The sequence below is a fragment of the Streptomyces sp. Y1 genome (genome assembly GCF_041053115.1).
GTDB lineage: Bacteria > Actinomycetota > Actinomycetes > Streptomycetales > Streptomycetaceae > Kitasatospora > Kitasatospora rubellomurina.
The window spans coordinates 2,445,192-2,459,997 of the sequence record NZ_CP163445.1 but is presented as its reverse complement, the minus strand read 5'-3'; the positions used below and the strand labels follow the sequence as shown (position 1 = coordinate 2,459,997).

At 73.4% G+C, this 14,806-nt stretch carries 14 protein-coding genes; 8 read left to right on the top strand and 6 right to left on the bottom strand.

The features are described 5' to 3' along the window. Positions 1 to 26: 26 nt before the first annotated feature. From AB2U05_RS10270 to AB2U05_RS10255, 4 genes are all read right to left on the bottom strand, one after another. Complete coding sequence (locus AB2U05_RS10270) at positions 27 to 875, bottom strand: amino acid ABC transporter permease (RefSeq protein WP_045698394.1); 849 nt, start codon at positions 873 to 875, stop codon at positions 27 to 29. Next, positions 872 to 1,522 carry an amino acid ABC transporter permease gene (locus AB2U05_RS10265; protein ID WP_045698393.1) on the bottom strand — a complete coding sequence of 217 codons (651 nt, stop codon included), beginning with the start codon at positions 1,520 to 1,522 and terminating at the stop codon, positions 872 to 874. Before AB2U05_RS10265 ends, AB2U05_RS10270 begins: the two co-directional genes overlap by 4 nt. Before the next feature lie 51 nt (positions 1,523 to 1,573). Continuing rightward, a complete protein-coding gene (locus AB2U05_RS10260) occupies positions 1,574 to 2,482 on the bottom strand; it encodes a glutamate ABC transporter substrate-binding protein (RefSeq protein ID WP_045698391.1) in 909 nt (302 codons plus the stop codon). A 122-nt stretch (positions 2,483 to 2,604) separates the two neighbouring features. After that, positions 2,605 to 3,378, bottom strand: a complete 774-nt coding sequence (locus tag AB2U05_RS10255; RefSeq protein WP_045698389.1) for an amino acid ABC transporter ATP-binding protein — start codon at positions 3,376 to 3,378, stop codon at positions 2,605 to 2,607. 379 nt (positions 3,379 to 3,757) lie between these two features. Here AB2U05_RS10255 and AB2U05_RS10250 point away from each other — a divergent pair, with 379 nt between their 5' ends. Further along, positions 3,758 to 4,516 carry a response regulator transcription factor gene (locus AB2U05_RS10250; protein ID WP_045698387.1) on the top strand — a complete coding sequence of 253 codons (759 nt, stop codon included), beginning with the start codon at positions 3,758 to 3,760 and terminating at the stop codon, positions 4,514 to 4,516. Between the two features lie 6 nt (positions 4,517 to 4,522). Next, the gene (locus AB2U05_RS10245) at positions 4,523 to 5,956 is read left to right on the top strand and encodes a sensor histidine kinase (RefSeq protein ID WP_369183076.1); all 1,434 of its coding nucleotides are present in this window, start codon (positions 4,523 to 4,525) and stop codon (positions 5,954 to 5,956) included. A gap of 3 nt (positions 5,957 to 5,959) precedes the next feature. Here AB2U05_RS10245 and AB2U05_RS10240 read toward each other — a convergent pair whose 3' ends face one another. Beyond that, positions 5,960 to 6,979, bottom strand: coding sequence for a TAXI family TRAP transporter solute-binding subunit (locus AB2U05_RS10240; RefSeq protein WP_045698383.1), 1,020 nt, complete (start codon positions 6,977 to 6,979; stop codon positions 5,960 to 5,962). A gap of 95 nt (positions 6,980 to 7,074) precedes the next feature. On the opposite strand from AB2U05_RS10240, the gene miaB reads away from it, so the two are divergent. Next, positions 7,075 to 8,577 carry a tRNA (N6-isopentenyl adenosine(37)-C2)-methylthiotransferase MiaB gene (gene miaB / locus AB2U05_RS10235; protein WP_279616834.1) on the top strand — a complete coding sequence of 501 codons (1,503 nt, stop codon included), beginning with the start codon at positions 7,075 to 7,077 and terminating at the stop codon, positions 8,575 to 8,577. A 75-nt stretch (positions 8,578 to 8,652) separates the two neighbouring features. Next, positions 8,653 to 9,351 carry a hypothetical protein gene (locus AB2U05_RS10230; RefSeq protein ID WP_369183075.1) on the top strand — a complete coding sequence of 233 codons (699 nt, stop codon included), beginning with the start codon at positions 8,653 to 8,655 and terminating at the stop codon, positions 9,349 to 9,351. Positions 9,352 to 9,354: 3 nt separating this feature from the next. On the opposite strand, the gene AB2U05_RS10225 is transcribed toward AB2U05_RS10230, so the two are convergent. After that, positions 9,355 to 9,606: an antitoxin gene (locus AB2U05_RS10225; protein WP_045698381.1), complete on the bottom strand. Its 252-nt coding sequence runs from the start codon at positions 9,604 to 9,606 to the stop codon at positions 9,355 to 9,357. A gap of 169 nt (positions 9,607 to 9,775) precedes the next feature. Between AB2U05_RS10225 and miaA the strand changes: the two genes are divergently transcribed. From miaA to AB2U05_RS10205, 4 genes are all read left to right on the top strand, one after another. Beyond that, on the top strand, positions 9,776 to 10,711 hold the full coding sequence (miaA, locus tag AB2U05_RS10220; RefSeq protein ID WP_045698379.1) for a tRNA (adenosine(37)-N6)-dimethylallyltransferase MiaA: 936 nt from the start codon (positions 9,776 to 9,778) through the stop codon (positions 10,709 to 10,711). Between the two features lie 228 nt (positions 10,712 to 10,939). Beyond that, the gene (locus AB2U05_RS10215) at positions 10,940 to 11,452 is read left to right on the top strand and encodes a hypothetical protein (RefSeq protein WP_045698373.1); all 513 of its coding nucleotides are present in this window, start codon (positions 10,940 to 10,942) and stop codon (positions 11,450 to 11,452) included. 33 nt (positions 11,453 to 11,485) lie between these two features. Continuing rightward, positions 11,486 to 12,394 carry a diaminopimelate epimerase gene (dapF, locus tag AB2U05_RS10210; protein WP_369183074.1) on the top strand — a complete coding sequence of 303 codons (909 nt, stop codon included), beginning with the start codon at positions 11,486 to 11,488 and terminating at the stop codon, positions 12,392 to 12,394. A 167-nt stretch (positions 12,395 to 12,561) separates the two neighbouring features. After that, positions 12,562 to 14,796, top strand: coding sequence for a bifunctional (p)ppGpp synthetase/guanosine-3',5'-bis(diphosphate) 3'-pyrophosphohydrolase (locus tag AB2U05_RS10205; RefSeq protein ID WP_369183073.1), 2,235 nt, complete (start codon positions 12,562 to 12,564; stop codon positions 14,794 to 14,796). Positions 14,797 to 14,806: the final 10 nt, after the last annotated feature.

Sequence of the window (14,806 nt, the reverse complement as noted above, 5' to 3'; positions counted from 1 at the left end):
AATGCAACAGTTCACCTGCGTGTCCGTCAAGCAGCAGTCGAAGTGCGCCGGTTCGCGCCGCGACGCCCGCGTGCCTCGATCCAGCGCGCGAGCGCGGTGAGCAACAGGCACAGCGCGATGTAGATCGGGCCGATCACCAGGACCACCGGGATGTAGGGGAAGCCGGCGGAGTTGGTGGGCTGGCTCGCGATGGCCTTTCCGACGAACAGCAGCTCGTGGTACGTGATGATGAAGCCGAGCGAGGTGTCCTTGAGGGTGACGACCAGCTGGCTGATCATCGAGGGCAGCATCGAGCGGACGGCCTGCGGCACCAGGATGGAGGCCATCACCTGGGTCTTGCGCATGCCGAGGGCGTATGCCGCCTCACCCTGGCCGCGCGGCACGGCGTTGACGCCGCTGCGGATGATCTCCGCCTGCACGGAGCCGTTGTAGAGGGTGAGGCCGAGCACCAGGGCCCACATCGGGTCGGTGGCGAAGAAGGCGTAGTAGAGCGCGACGATCAGGATCAGCAGCGGCATCGCCCGGAAGAACTGGACGACCGCGGTGCACGCCCAGCGGACCGGCTTGTGGTCGGAGAGCTGGCCGGCGGCCAGCAGCGCGCCGAGGGTGAGCGAGAAGGCCGCCGCCAGCCCGAAGGCCTCCAGCGTGGCGAGCAGGCCGTCCACGATCCGCTGCTGGACGGTGTTGTACTGGAACACGTCCCACAGGGCCGGGTTGAACTGGCCCTTGTCGTCCAGGGTGGCGTAGACGAACCAGAGCAGTCCGGCGACGCCGATCAGCGAGAGCACCCCGAAGACCCGGTACCGGGCGCGGGCCCGCGGGCCGGGGGCGTCGTAGAGGACGCTGGCCGTCGCGGTGCGGTTGAACGGACTCATCGGGCCACCGCCAGTCGGGACTCCAGGAAGCGGAACAGCGAGGCGACCGTCGCGCTGATCAGCAGGTAGGCGCAGGCCACCCAGAAGAAGATCGCGAAGATCGAGTAGCCCTTCTCGGAGAAGGCCTGCTGGGTGCTGAAGATCTCGCCCACGCTGAACGCGCCGGCGATCGCCGAGTTCCTCGGCAGGGCGATGAACACGCTGCTCAGCGGGGCCAGGACGGTCCGGGTGGCCTGCGGCAGGACGACCAGGGTGAGGGTCTGGCCGAAGCTCATGCCGAGACTGCGGGCCGCCTCCGCCTGGCCCAGCGGCACGGTGTTGATGCCCGAGCGGATCACCTCGCAGACGAACGAGGCGGTGTAGCCGCCGAGCGCCACGACCGCGAAGGTCAGGTGGCTGAGGTGCACGCCGAGCCGGGGCAGGCCGAAGGTGACGGCGAAGAACAGCAGGGTGAGCGGGGTGTTGCGGAAGAGCGTCACCCAGACGGTGCCGAAGGCGCGCAGGACCGGGACCGGGGAGACCCGGAAGGCCGCCAGCAGGGTGCCCAGCAGCAGGGCGAGCAGCGCGCTGAGCGCGCTCAGCTCGATCGTCTGCAGGAAGCCGTCGCGGAACAACGCGAAGTTGTCGTCCTCGAACAGGAAACCCATCCGGCGGCCCTCCTCTCAGGAGTGGTCAGGAACGTTGGTCGGTGCGGGGGATCAGTAGCGCTCGGGGGTCGGCAGGGTGGCCGGCGCCGGGGAGCCGGACAGGCCGAGCGTCGCGTCGTACGCCTTCTTCCAGTCGCCGTTGTCCTGGTGGGCCTTGATGGCGTCGTTGATCGCGTCGCGCAGGTTCTTGTCGTCCTTGTTCAGGCCGACGCCGTACTTCTCCTCGGTGAACGGCTTGCCGACGACCTTGAGCTGGCCGGCGAACTTGGAGGCGTAGCCCTTGAGGATGGCGTCGTCGGTGGTGACCGCGTCGACCTCGCCGGCCATCAGCTTGTCCACGCAGGCCGAGTAGGTGTCGAACTGGGTGACCTTGGCGTTGTACTTCTGGATGTTCTTGATCGAGGTCGAGCCGGTCGCGGTGCAGATGTTCTTGCCGGCGATGCTGTCCGGGCCGGTGATCGTGGTGTTGTCGTTCTTCACCAGCAGGTCCTGGCCGGCGATGTAGTACGGGCCGGCGAAGGAGACGGTCTTCTTGCGCTCGTCGTTGATGCTGTAGGTGCCGACGTAGAAGTCGATCTGGCCCTTGGCGATGGCCGGCTCGCGCTGCGAGGAGACCAGGGTCTGCCACTTGATCTGCTGCGGGGTGAAGCCGAGGTCGGCGGCGATCATCTTGGCGATCTCGATGTCGAAGCCGCTGCGGTCGCCGCTGGCGACGTCCTCGAAGCCGAGGCCCGGCTGGTCGGCCTTGGCGCCGATGGTCAGCTGGCCGCGCTTCTTGGCCTCGGCGAGGACCTGGGAGTCGATCTTGACGTCGCTCTTGACCACGTAGGTCGGCGCCTTCGGGGCGTTGCTCGCGCTCGCGTTGGCGGAGTCGCTGGGCGAGCCGTCCTTGCCGCAGGCGGCGGTGGCGGTGAGCGCGAGGGCACAGAGCGCGACGGCGAGGGTGCGGGAAGTCCTCATGAGGGTTGTTCTCCTGGGGGCTGGGAGACGGCGTCAAACGGGGCTCTGACGTCGGGGGAAGTCGTGCGCGGACAGGGCCGGTCGGCGCAGTCGCCGGGGCGGCCCCGCGGTGGTGCGGAGCGTCAGTGGTGCAGGATCTTCGAGAGGAAGTCCTTGGCACGGTCGGAGCGCGGTGCGGTGAAGAAGGCGTCGGGGGTGTTCTGCTCGACGATCCGGCCGTCCGCCATGAACAGCACGCGGTTGGCGGCGGAGCGGGCGAAGCCCATCTCGTGGGTGACGACGACCATCGTCATGCCGTCCGCGGCCAGCTGGCGCATGACCTCCAGCACCTCGTTGACCATCTCCGGGTCGAGGGCCGAGGTGGGCTCGTCGAAGAGCATCACCTTGGGCTTCATCGCCAGCGCGCGGGCGATCGCCACGCGCTGCTGCTGGCCGCCGGAGAGCTGCGCCGGGTACTTGTCCGCCTGCGCGCCGACGCCGACCCGGTCGAGCAGCTCGCGGGCGGTCTTCTCGGCGTGCGAGCGGATCACCTTGCGGACCTTGACCTGCCCCATGACCACGTTCTCGAGCACGGTCTTGTGGGCGAACAGGTTGAAGTTCTGGAACACCATGCCGACCTCGGTGCGCAGTCGCGCGAGCTCCCGGCCCTCGGCGGGCAGCGGGTGGCCGTCGATGGTGATCCGGCCGGAGTCGATGGTCTCCAGCCGGTTGATCGTCCGGCAGAGCGTCGACTTGCCCGAACCGGACGGGCCGATCAGCACCACGACCTCGCCCTGGCGGATCTCCAGGTCGATGTCCTGGAGCACGTGCAGTGCGCCGTAGTGCTTGTTGACCTTGCTCAGCACGACCAGTGGGGCGGCTGCGGAAATGGAGTCCTCGACCGGGCTCTCGGTCATCGCGCCTGCTCCCTACTTGTCGAATCACGCCTACCCCGGGAGCTCAACTCCCTTGGGTGGCAGTGGTGGTACGTAGACCGGGGGCCGCGGCCGGCGGAGCCGCAGCCCCCGGTGGGCCGACCTTAGGAGCGGTGACCGCGCCCCGTCAGCCGATCTGAGCGGAACTTGAGGATCACGAAACGGCCACACGTCGCGCGCGGACCGTTCGCAGGGTCGCCGATCGGGCATGTCACAGCGGGCGTTCGCGCCGGTGCGCCGCGTCCCCCGCGCGCCCGGTGCGCGGCCGTCCCTGGCGTCGGGCCGCCCACTGGCCCATACTGCGCAGGACCGGCACCGGACCGATCGGCCCGGTGACCCGCGGGGGAAGGAGGAGAACAGGATGCGACTACTGCTCGTCGAGGACGACGAACGCGTCGCCGCGGCGCTCGTCGCGGTGCTGGGCCGGCACGGCTTCCAGGTCCGGCACGCGCGCAGCGGCCACGAGGCGCTGGACGCCCTGGTGCCGGACGGCAACGAGCCGTTCCGGGTGGTGCTGCTCGACCTCGGGCTGCCCGACCGCGACGGCTTCGAGGTGTGCAGCCGGATCCGGGCCGGCAGCGGCGTGCCGGTGATCATGGTCACCGCCCGCGCCGACATCCGCTCCCGCATCCACGGGCTCAACCTGGGCGCCGACGACTACGTCACCAAGCCCTACGACATGGGCGAGCTCCTCGCCCGCATCCACGCCGTGGCCCGCCGCGGCGCCGGCCCCTCCGCGGCGGCCGTGCCCGCGCCCGACGCCGTCCCGCAGCAGCGCGGCCCGCTGGAGTCCCGCGGCATCCGGATCGACCGGGAGCGCCGCCGGGTCAGCGTGGACGGCCGGGACGTGCCGCTCACCCGCAAGGAGTTCGACCTGCTCGCCCTGCTCGCCCAGAGCCCGGGCGTGGTCTACCGGCGCGAGCAGATCTTCAGCGAGGTCTGGCGCAGCGGCTGGGAGGGCAACGGGCGCACCCTGGAGGTGCACATCGGCTCGCTGCGCAACAAACTCGCGCTGCCGGGGCTGGTCGAGGCCGTCCGCGGCGTCGGCTACCGGCTGATCCCCGAGTGCCCGGCGCCGGCCGCCGACCGGACGCCGCCCGCGACCTCCGCGGAGCACTGACCGCACGTGCGCACCCGCCTGCTCGGCATCCTGATCGCCCTCATGCTCTGCGTCCTGGCCGCCCTCGGGCTGCCGCTCGCGGCGGCGGTGGCGGCGGGCGAGCAGACCGCCGTGGTCGTCGACCGGCTCGACGACGCCGCCCGCTTCGCCCAGGACCTGCCCACCTCCGGCGCCGGCACGGTGGACGCCGCCCGCAAGGGCGACCCGGAGCCGGCCCCCGGCGACGTCAGCCGCCGGCGCGCGATCGACGCCGAGGTGCGGCGCTACCACGACCTGTACGGCGTGCGCCTGGGCATCTTCCAGCGCGACGGGTCGCCGATCTCGGTCGCCCCCGCGGACTGGCGGGTGCCCGCCGGCGGCTGGGGCGCGCAGGCCTTCCAGGAGGCACTGGACGGGCGGCGCAGCCACAACCCGCCGCAGGTCTGGCCCTGGACCGGGGACCGCACGCTCACCATCGCCACCCCGGTGGTGCGCGACGGCGACGTGGTCGCGGTGGTGCTCAGCGAATCGCCGACCGGGGCGCTGCGCACCCGGGTCCTGCACAAGTGGCTGGTGATCGCCGGCGGCGAGACGGCCGCCATGATCGTCGCGGTCCTGCTGGCCGTCCGGCTCACCGAGTGGGTGCTGCGCCCGGTGCGCACCCTCGACCGGGCCACCCACGACATCGCCACCGGCCGGATGGCCGCCCGGGTCGCGCCCGGTGGCGGACCGCCCGAACTCCAGCGGCTGGCACGGTCGTTCAACGAGATGGCGGACCACGTGGTGCTCGCCCTGGACCAGCAGAAGGCCTTCGTCGCGGACGCCTCGCACCAACTGCGCAACCCGCTCGCGGCCCTGCTGCTGCGGGTCGAGGTGCTCGGCCTGGAACTGCCCGAAGGGCACGAGGAGGAGCTCGGCGGCGTCCGCGAGGAGGGCGTCCGGCTGGCCCGGGTGCTCGACGACCTGCTCGGCCTGGCCACCGCCGAGCACTCCCGCCCCGAGCCCGAGCAGACCGACCTCGCCCGGCTCACCCTGGCCCGGGTGGACGCCTGGCGGCCGGTCGCCGAGCAGCGCGGCATCGAGCTGGGCTGGGACGGCCCGGCGCTGGCGGTCGGCATGGCCGACCCGATCGGCTTCGGCTCCGCACTGGACGCCGTGGTCGACAACGCGCTCAAGTTCAGCCCGCCCGGCAGCCGGGTGCGGCTGCGGGTGTCGGTGCGCCGGGACGAGGTCGCGGTCACCGTCACCGACGCCGGGCCCGGCCTCACCGAGGACGAGCTGACCCGCGCCGGGGACCGCTTCTGGCGCAGCCCGCGCCACCAGAACGTGGACGGCTCCGGGCTCGGCCTCTCGATCGCCCGGACCCTGCTGACGGCTGGCGGCGGCTCGCTCTCCTTCGCCCCGGTCGAGCCGACCGGGCTCGCGGTGACCCTGGCGGTACCGCGGGCCGTGAAGGACTAGGTCCTAGGGTTTCACCGAGCGGTAGTAGCGCGCCGCGCCCTCGTGCAGCGGGAGCGGGTCGGTGTACACGGCGGTGCGCAGGTCGACCAGCTGGGCGGCGTGCACCTGGGCGCCGATCTGGTCGCGGCTGTCGATCACGGCCCGGGTCATCCCCTCGACCAGCCCCGGGTCGACGTCGTCCCGGGTGATCAGCAGGTTGGGCACGGCCACGGTGGCGACCGCGTCCTTCGGCTCGGCGTTCGGGTAGGTGCCCTTGGGCATGGTCGCCGCCCGGTAGGCGTCCGAGCCGCTGCCCTCCGCCTTGTGCAGTGCCTCGGCGAGGTCGCCCAGCGGCACCACCCGGATCGGGACGTGGTCGGACAGGTCGGTGATCGCGCCGGTCGGCAGCCCGCCGGACCAGAAGAAGGCGTCCACCCTGCCCTCGCGCAGCTCGGCTATGGCCTCGCCGATGTTGACCGGCACCGGCTTGATGTCGCGGTCCGGGTCCAGCCCGGCGGCGGTCAGCAGCCGCCTCGTCACCGGGGCCACCCCGGACTGGGGCTCGCCCACGCCGACCCGCAGGCCCTTGAGGTCGGCCGTGCGCCGCACCGGGGAGTCGGCCGGGACGATCAGCTGCAGGTAGTCGTCGTACAGCCGGGCGATGGCGCGCAGCCGGTCCCGGCCCGGGCCGTGGTAGTCGGCGACGGCGTCGGCGGTGGCGATCGCGAAGGAGTCGCGGCCGGTGGCCACCCGGTCCAGGTTCTCCACCGAGCCGGCGGTGTTGTCCAGGGCCAGCCGCACCCCCGGCATCGCCCGCGCGACGTGGGTCTGCAGCAGCCGCCCGTACCGGTCGTAGACGCCGCTCGCCGAGCCCGTCGCGAACCGGGTCTCGCCGCGCGGGTAGTCGGGCGAGCGGCCCGCCGACAGCCACCAGCCGCCGAAGCCCGCGAGCAGCAGCGCCAGCACCAGCACCGTCCGCCACAGCGGGCTGCGGGCCGCGGCGCGGACTGCGGCGCCGAGACGGGGGGCGGTGATGGGGGCCATGCAGGGATAGTGCCAGGCGCCCCGGCCGAACGGGAGGGGAAGGAACGGGCGAAGGGCCGGGAAAAGCGCTTCCCGGGTGCCCGTACCCTGGTCTGGTGAGCGGTGAGAGCGGATTGAAGAGCTACAAGGTCGTCACGCACGGCTGTCAGATGAACGTCCACGACTCCGAGCGGCTGTCCGGGCTGCTGGAGGAGGCGGGCTACGTCAAGGCCGGGCCGGAGGGCGACCCGGACCTGGTGGTGTTCAACACCTGCGCGGTGCGCGAGAACGCCGACAACAAGCTGTACGGCAACCTCGGGCAGCTCGCGCCGGCCAAGGGCCGCAACCAGGGCATGCAGATCGCCGTCGGCGGCTGCCTGGCGCAGAAGGACCGCGACACCATCGTCAGCCGGGCCCCCTGGGTCGACGTGGTGTTCGGCACCCACAACATCGGCCACCTGCCGGCCCTGCTGGAGCGGGCCGCGGTCGAGAAGAAGGCCCAGGTCGAGATCCTGGAGTCGCTGGAGACCTTCCCCTCCACGCTGCCGACCCGCCGCGAATCCGCCTACGCCGCCTGGGTCGCCATCTCGGTCGGCTGCAACAACACCTGCACCTTCTGCATCGTCCCCGCGCTGCGCGGCAAGGAGGAGGACCGCCGCCCCGGCGACGTCCTCGCCGAGATCGAGGCGCTGGTCGACGAGGGCGTCATCGAGGTCACCCTGCTCGGCCAGAACGTCAACGCGTACGGCTCCGACCTGGGCGACCGCGAGGCGTTCTCCAAGCTGCTGCGCGCCGCCGGGAAGATCGAGGGCCTGGAGCGGATCCGCTTCACCTCCCCGCACCCGCGCGACTTCACCGACGACGTCATCGCCGCGATGGCCGAGACCCCGGCCGTGATGCACCAGCTGCACATGCCGCTGCAGTCCGGCTCGGACCGCGTGCTCAAGGCGATGCGCCGCTCGTACCGGCAGGAGCGTTTCCTCGGGATCATCCGCAAGGTGCGCGAGGCGATGCCGGACGCGGCCATCTCCACCGACATCATCGTGGGCTTCCCCGGCGAGACCGAGGAGGACTTCGAGGAGACGATGCACACCGTCCGCGAGGCCCGCTTCACCAACGCCTTCACCTTCCAGTACTCCAAGCGCCCCGGCACCCCGGCCGCGGAGATGGCGGACCAGGTGCCGAAGGAGGTCGTCCAGGCCCGCTACGACCGGCTGATCGCCCTCCAGGAGGAGATCTCCTGGGAGGAGAACAAGAAGCAGGTCGGCCGCACCCTGGAGATCCTGGTCGCCGAGGGCGAGGGCAAGAAGGACGACAAGACCCACCGGCTCTCCGGCCGCGCGCCCGACAACCGGCTGGTCCACTTCACGAAGCCGGAGGAGCCGGTGCGTCCCGGCGACATGGTGACCGTCGAGATCACCTACGCCGCCCCGCACCACCTGCTGGCCGAGGGCCCGTCGCTCGCGGTGCGCCGCACCCGGGCCGGCGACGCCTGGGAGAAGCGCCAGGCGAAGCCCGCCGCCAAGCCGGCCGGCGTCCTGCTGGGCCTGCCGAAGATCGGCGCCCCGGCCGAGCTGCCGCTGGCCGCCCCGGCGGGCGGGGCCTGCTGCGGGGACTGATCACGACCGGGCGGCGGCCCGGCGGGAGTTTCGACTCCCGCCGGGCCGCCGTCGCGTTTGGCTAGAGTGATCCGCATGCTGGTAGCCGCCGCCGTGTGCCCCTGTCCGCCGCTGCTCGTCCCCGAGGTCGCCGCCGGGGCCGCGCCCGAGCTGGACGGGCTGCGCGCCGCCTGCGCGGAGGCGCTGGCGGCGCTGGTCGCGGCCGAGCCGCAGCTGGTCGTGGTGGTCGGCACCGGGCCGGAGGCCGAGGTGTGGACCGAGGGCGGGGCCGGTTCCTTCCGGCGCTACGGGGTGCCGCTCGTCGTCAAGCTGCCCGGCGGCCGGGTCGAGGGGCCGGAGCTGGCGCCCTCGCTGACCGTCGGCGCCTGGCTGCTGGAGCACGCCGGCGTGAGCCTGCCGACGCACGCCTGCGCGGTGCCCGCGGACGCCCCCGCCGACCGGATGCTCGGGCTCGGCCAGGGCCTGGCCGGCCTCGCCGACCGGGTCGCCCTGCTGGTGCTGGGCGACGGCAGCGCCTGCCGTTCGCTGAAGGCACCCGGCTACCTGGACGAGCGGGCCGAGGGCTACGACGCCGCGCTGGCCGCCGCCCTGGGCTCCGCCGACCTGCCCGCCCTCGCCGCGCTGGACGCCGGGCTCGCCGCCGAGCTCAAGGCCGAGGGCCGGGCGCCGTGGCAGGTCCTGGCCGGCGCCGCGCAGGGCGCCGGCCTGACCGCGAAGCTCGGCTACCAGGACGCGCCGTACGGGGTCGGCTACTTCGTGGCGTCCTGGAGCTGAGCCTCAGGCCTGCGGGGCCCGGCCCCCGTTCCCGCCGGGCTGCTCCGGCTTGTGGGCGAAGTCGTCCACCGCGCCCTTGGCCTTGCTGGCGCCGTGCTCGATCCTGTCGCTGTACTTGCCCTTGGTCGCCTTGTCGATCGCGCCGCCGGCCTTGTCGACCATGTTGTCGATCTGTTCGTGGTGCTTGCCCGCGAGTTCGCTGGCCTTCTCCTTGAGCTCCTCGGCCTTGCCCTTGAGGTTGTCCATCAGACCCATGGCGATCTCACCCTTCCTCGACTGTCTCCCTGCACAACGCCCGGGACGGGCAAAGCGTTCGCAAAGAGCGTCGACGGCGGAAACGGAGGAAACAGTCATATCCTCGCGCAGCCGGGGGCGGGCGGCAGCCCGATCTCCGGTGCGGTTCCGGTTTTGGGAGACTGGAGCGGTGAGCAGCTCCCGTGTGATCAGCATCGTCGGCGCGACCGCCGCCGGAAAGTCCGACCTAGCCGTCGCCGTCGCCCGCAGCCTCGGCGGCGAGGTGATCAACACCGACTCGATGCAGCTGTACCGGGGCATGGACATCGGCACCGCCAAGCTCACCGAGGAGGAGCGCGGGGGAGTGCCGCACCACCTGCTGGACGTCTGGGACGTCACCGAGGCCGCCAGCGTCGCCGAGTACCAGCGGCTGGCCCGGGCCGAGATCGACCGGCTGCTCGCCGCCGGGCGCACGCCCGTCCTGGTCGGCGGCTCCGGGCTGTACGTCCGGGCGGCGATCGACGAGATGGAGTTCCCCGGCACCGACCCGGCCGTGCGCGCCCGGCTGGAGGCCGAGCTGGACCAGGCCGGCCCGTACGCGCTGCACCGGCGACTGGCCGAGCTGGACCCGGCGGCCGCCGAGGCGATCCTGACCAGCAACGGGCGGCGGATCGTCCGCGCGCTGGAGGTCATCGAGATCACCGGGCAGCCGTTCACCGCCAACCTGCCGAGCAACACCGCCGTGTACGAGGCGGTGCAGATCGGCGTCGCCGTGCCGCGCCCCGAGCTGGACGAGCGGATCACGCTGCGGGTCGACCGGATGTGGGAGGCCGGGCTGCTGGACGAGGTGCGCGCGCTGGAGGCGGTCGGCCTGCGGGAGGGCAGGACGGCCTCCCGGGCGCTCGGCTACCAGCAGGTGCTCGACCACTTCGCCGGCGAGTGCACCGAGGACGAGGCGCGGGCCGAAACCGTGCGGGCGACCAAGCGCTTCGCGCGCCGCCAGGAGTCCTGGTTCCGCCGCGACGACCGCATCCACTGGCTCTCCCGCCCGGCCGGCACCGACCCGGTCGAGCTGCTGGAGCGGTCCCTCGAACTGATCGGGCGTCAGGGAGTTCCGGCCGTGTAGCTCGGGTTTCGGCCAGTTCGGCGGTGCAGGTGCGCGCGCAGGTGGCCGTGCAGGACGAACCGGGGGTCACGGCCGGATCACGTGATGGCCACGGATCACCCGCCGACCCCGGTCCGGCCCGAACGGCCCCCCTGGACATGCCATCATCGATGGCGTAGGGGTCGGCCCGCGAGGGCCGACCGTGCCCGGCCGCGAGTCCGCTCGTGTCGAACAGTCAGGGGAGGCCGTGTGTCGACGGGTACCGGCCCCGAACCCGGCCAGCGCGGGAGCGTCACCGCACCGGCCGAGGAGTTCGACGAGTCCACGATGGGCGACCTCCCCGTGCTGACCGGCCTGGAGGCACCCACCTCGTACGCGCTCGCGGTGCCCGCCCTGGACACCCACCTCCCGCCGGACGCCGCCGTGCACGAGCGGGAGATCCGCCCGCTGCGCCGGCTGCGCTGGTGGCAGACGCTGCCGATCGCGCTGCTCGGCACCCTCGGCTCGCTGATGTTCGCCTTCCCGCTCGCCTTCGGCTCGGCCGGGGCGCGCGCCACCATGGTCGGGATGCTCGGGCTGCTGTTCACCGCCGCCTCGTTCGGCTGGGGCGCGATGGCCGCCCGGCACGCCGGCTACCGGTGGCCCGGCCTGCCGCGCCGCGGCTCCGGGCAGCGGGCGAGCTGGCGGGCGATCGCCGTCTACACCCTGATCGCGCTGGCCGCGTGCGTGCTCGCGGTCTGGCGGGTCGCGTACCTGCGGTAGGGCTCGGCACCCCTCCTCAGTACCCTGGGTGGCGTGAGCGCATCCTCCCTCCCGCAGGCCGGCCTCCCCTTCTTCAAGGGCCACGGCACCCAGAACGACTTCGTGATCGTCCCGGACCCGGACGGCGCGCTGGAGATCGGCCCCGCGGCCGTCGCCGCGCTGTGCGACCGCCGGGCCGGCATCGGCGGGGACGGGCTGCTGCGGGTGGTGCGCGCCGCCGCCGATCCGGCCGCCGCGCACCTGGCCGACCGGGCCGAGTGGTTCATGGACTACCGCAACTCGGACGGCAGCATCGCCGAGATGTGCGGGAACGGCCTGCGGGTGTTCGCCCGCTTCCTGGTCGAGGCCGGTCTGGCCAAGCCCGGCGAGCTGGCGATCGCCACCCGTTCCGGGGTGCTCACCGCGAAGGTCGCCGAGGACGCCGCGGACGGCACGCCCGGCGAGGTCACCATCGACATGGGCAAGGCCCGGCTGCCCGGGCCGGACGGCATCGAGGTCGCGGTCGGCGAGCGCCGCTGGCCCGCCGTGAACGTCAACATGGGCAACCCGCACGCGGTCGCCTTCGTCGAGAGCCTGGACCACGCCGGCGACCTGTTCCGCGCGCCGCTCACCAGCCCCGAGGGCGCCTACCCGGAGGGCGTCAACGTCGAGTTCGTGGTCGACCGCGGCCCGCGGCACGTCGCGATGCGGGTGCACGAGCGCGGCTCCGGCGAGACCCGCTCCTGCGGCACCGGCGCGTGTGCCGTCGCCGTGGCGGCGATCCGCCGCGACGGCGCGGACCCGGCCGTCACCGGCGAGGCCGTCGCGTACACCGTGGACGTGCCGGGCGGGCGGCTGGTGATCACCGAGCACCCGGACGGCCGGGTGGAGATGACGGGGCCGGCCGTGATCGTCGCCGAGGGGCGCCTCGACGAGCGCTGGTGGGCGCTGCACCGGGGCTGAGGGCCCGGTTTGCCCAATTCGTACGGCGACGAATCCCCCCGATCGGGTGATACCGGTCGCGGACGGGAATCACGGCATCGCGGAACGTGCTCTGCTCGGTAGCATGGACCACCGGGTCGATCACCCCTGGGGAGGGGCAGCACCCGGCGACCGTTGCCGGAGGTGCGATGACCATCGAAGCCGGGCAGCCCCTCGCGGGGGGGCAGCCGACGACCGTACGGCAGGCCGGGGCCAGGCGGCCCCTCGGGGAGCTCGGCCTGGCAGCCCTCGGCCGGGCCGGGCGGGCGGCGTTACTGGCCACCGGCCGCCAGCCGGTCCCGGACGCGCTCGAACCGCTCGTCCGGGTCCACCGCGCCCACCATCCGCAGGCCGACCTCGGTCTGCTCGCCCGGGCGTACCGGCTCGCCGAGGCGAGCCACCGCGGCCAGAAGCGCAAGAGCGGTGAGCCGTACATCACCCACCCGCTGGCCGTCACCATGATCCTGGCCCAACTCGGCGCCGGGACGACCACCTTGGTCGCCTCGCTGCTCCACGACACCGTCGAGGACACCGAGTTGACGCTGGAACAGGTGGGCGCCGGCTTCGGCCCCGAAGTCGCCTACCTGGTCGACGGGGTGACGAAGCTGGAGAAGGTCGACTTCGGCGCGGCCGCCGAGGCCGAGACCTTCCGCAAGATGCTGGTCGCCACCGGGGACGACGTCCGGGTGATGGTGATCAAGCTCGCCGACCGGCTGCACAACATGCGCACCATCCGGCACATGAAGCCGGCCAGCCAGGTGCGGATCGCCAAGGTCACCCGGGACGTGCTGATCCCGCTGGCCGAGCGGCTCGGCATCCAGGTGCTCAAGGCGGAGCTCGAGGACATCGTCTTCGCCACTCTGCACCCCGAGGAGCACGCCCGCACCCGCGCCCTGATCGCCGGTCACGAGGCCGAGCCGGACGCCCTGCTGGAGCCCTTCGCCCGGCGACTGGCCCGCCAGCTGGCCGAGGCCGGGGTGGCCGCCGAGGTCACCGTCCGGCCCCGGCACTGCGTCTCGCTGCACCGGGTGCTGCTGAAGCGGGCCGCCGCGCCCGGGCCGGACGGGCAGCCGCAGCGGCCGCAGCCGGCCGACTTCGGGCGGCTGCTGGTGGTGGTCGAGGAGAACGCCGACTGCTACGCCGTGCTGGGCGAGCTGCACACCTGCTGGACGCCGCTGCCCGGGGAGTTCAAGGACTTCGTGGCCGCCCCCAAGTTCAACCTCTACCAGTCGCTGCACACCGCCGTGGCGCTGGAGGGCGAGGTGGTCGAGGTGCTGGTCCGCACCCGGCGGATGCACGAGGTCGCCCAGACCGGGGTGGTCGCGCTCGGCGACCCGACCCCGGCCGGCGCCGCCCCGGACACCGACGAGCTGGACCGCACCGACCCGGCCCGGCCCGGCTGGCTCAGCCGGCTGCTGGAGTGGCAGCAGGAGACGCCCGACCCGGACGCCTTCTGGTCCGCGCTCACCGCCGACCTCGCCGGGGACCGCGAGATCACCGTCGTGACCGAGGCTGGCGAAACGCTTCAGCTGAGGGCCGGGGCCACTTGTGTGGATGCGGCCTATCTGCTCGGCGAGCAGACCGGGCACCGATGTATCGGCGCCCGGGTCAACGGCCGGCTCACCGCGCTGTCCACCGCGCTGCGCGACGGCGACGTGCTGGCCGTGCTCACCGAGGCCGCCACGGCCGGCGGGCAGCCCTCCGGGCCGTCCCCGCAGTGGCTGGAGTACGCCCGCACCCCCGCCGCCCGGCTGGCCATCGAACGCTGGCTGGCCGACCACCCGGCCCGGCTGCCGGTGGTGCGCACCGGCCCCTCGGCCGGGCAGCCCGGACAACCGGGACAGCCCGAGCTGCTTGGCCCGTCCGCGCACCGGGACGCCCGGCGCGGGGCCGGCGGGCGGCGGGCCGCGCCCGTCGCGGTGGCCGGGCGGCCCGGCGCGGCCGTCCGGCTGGCCCGCTGCTGCACGCCCGTCCCGCCGGACGAGGTGGCCGGCTACCCGATCCGCGGCGGAGCGGTGGCGGTGCACCGGGCCGGCTGCCCGGCCGGGGAGCGGATGCGGGCGGACGGCCGGGCCGTGCTGGAGGTCCGCTGGCGGCCGCAGGACGCGCCGGCGGCCGGCCACCGGGTCACCCTGCGGGCCGAGGCGCTGAACCGGCCCCGGCTGCTCGCCGACCTCACCGCGGCGATCTCCGCCGTGGGCGTCGGCATCGTCTCGGCCGAGGTCGAGCCGCCGCAGGAGCTGCGGGTCCGGCACACCTACACCGTCGAGCTGCCCGAGCCGGCCGCGCTGCCCGGCCTGATGCGGGCGATGCTCAAGGTGTCGGGCGTGTACGACGTGAGCCGCCCGCACGCGCCGGAGGGCGGGGTCGGGCGACCGGGGTGACGGGTGCGGC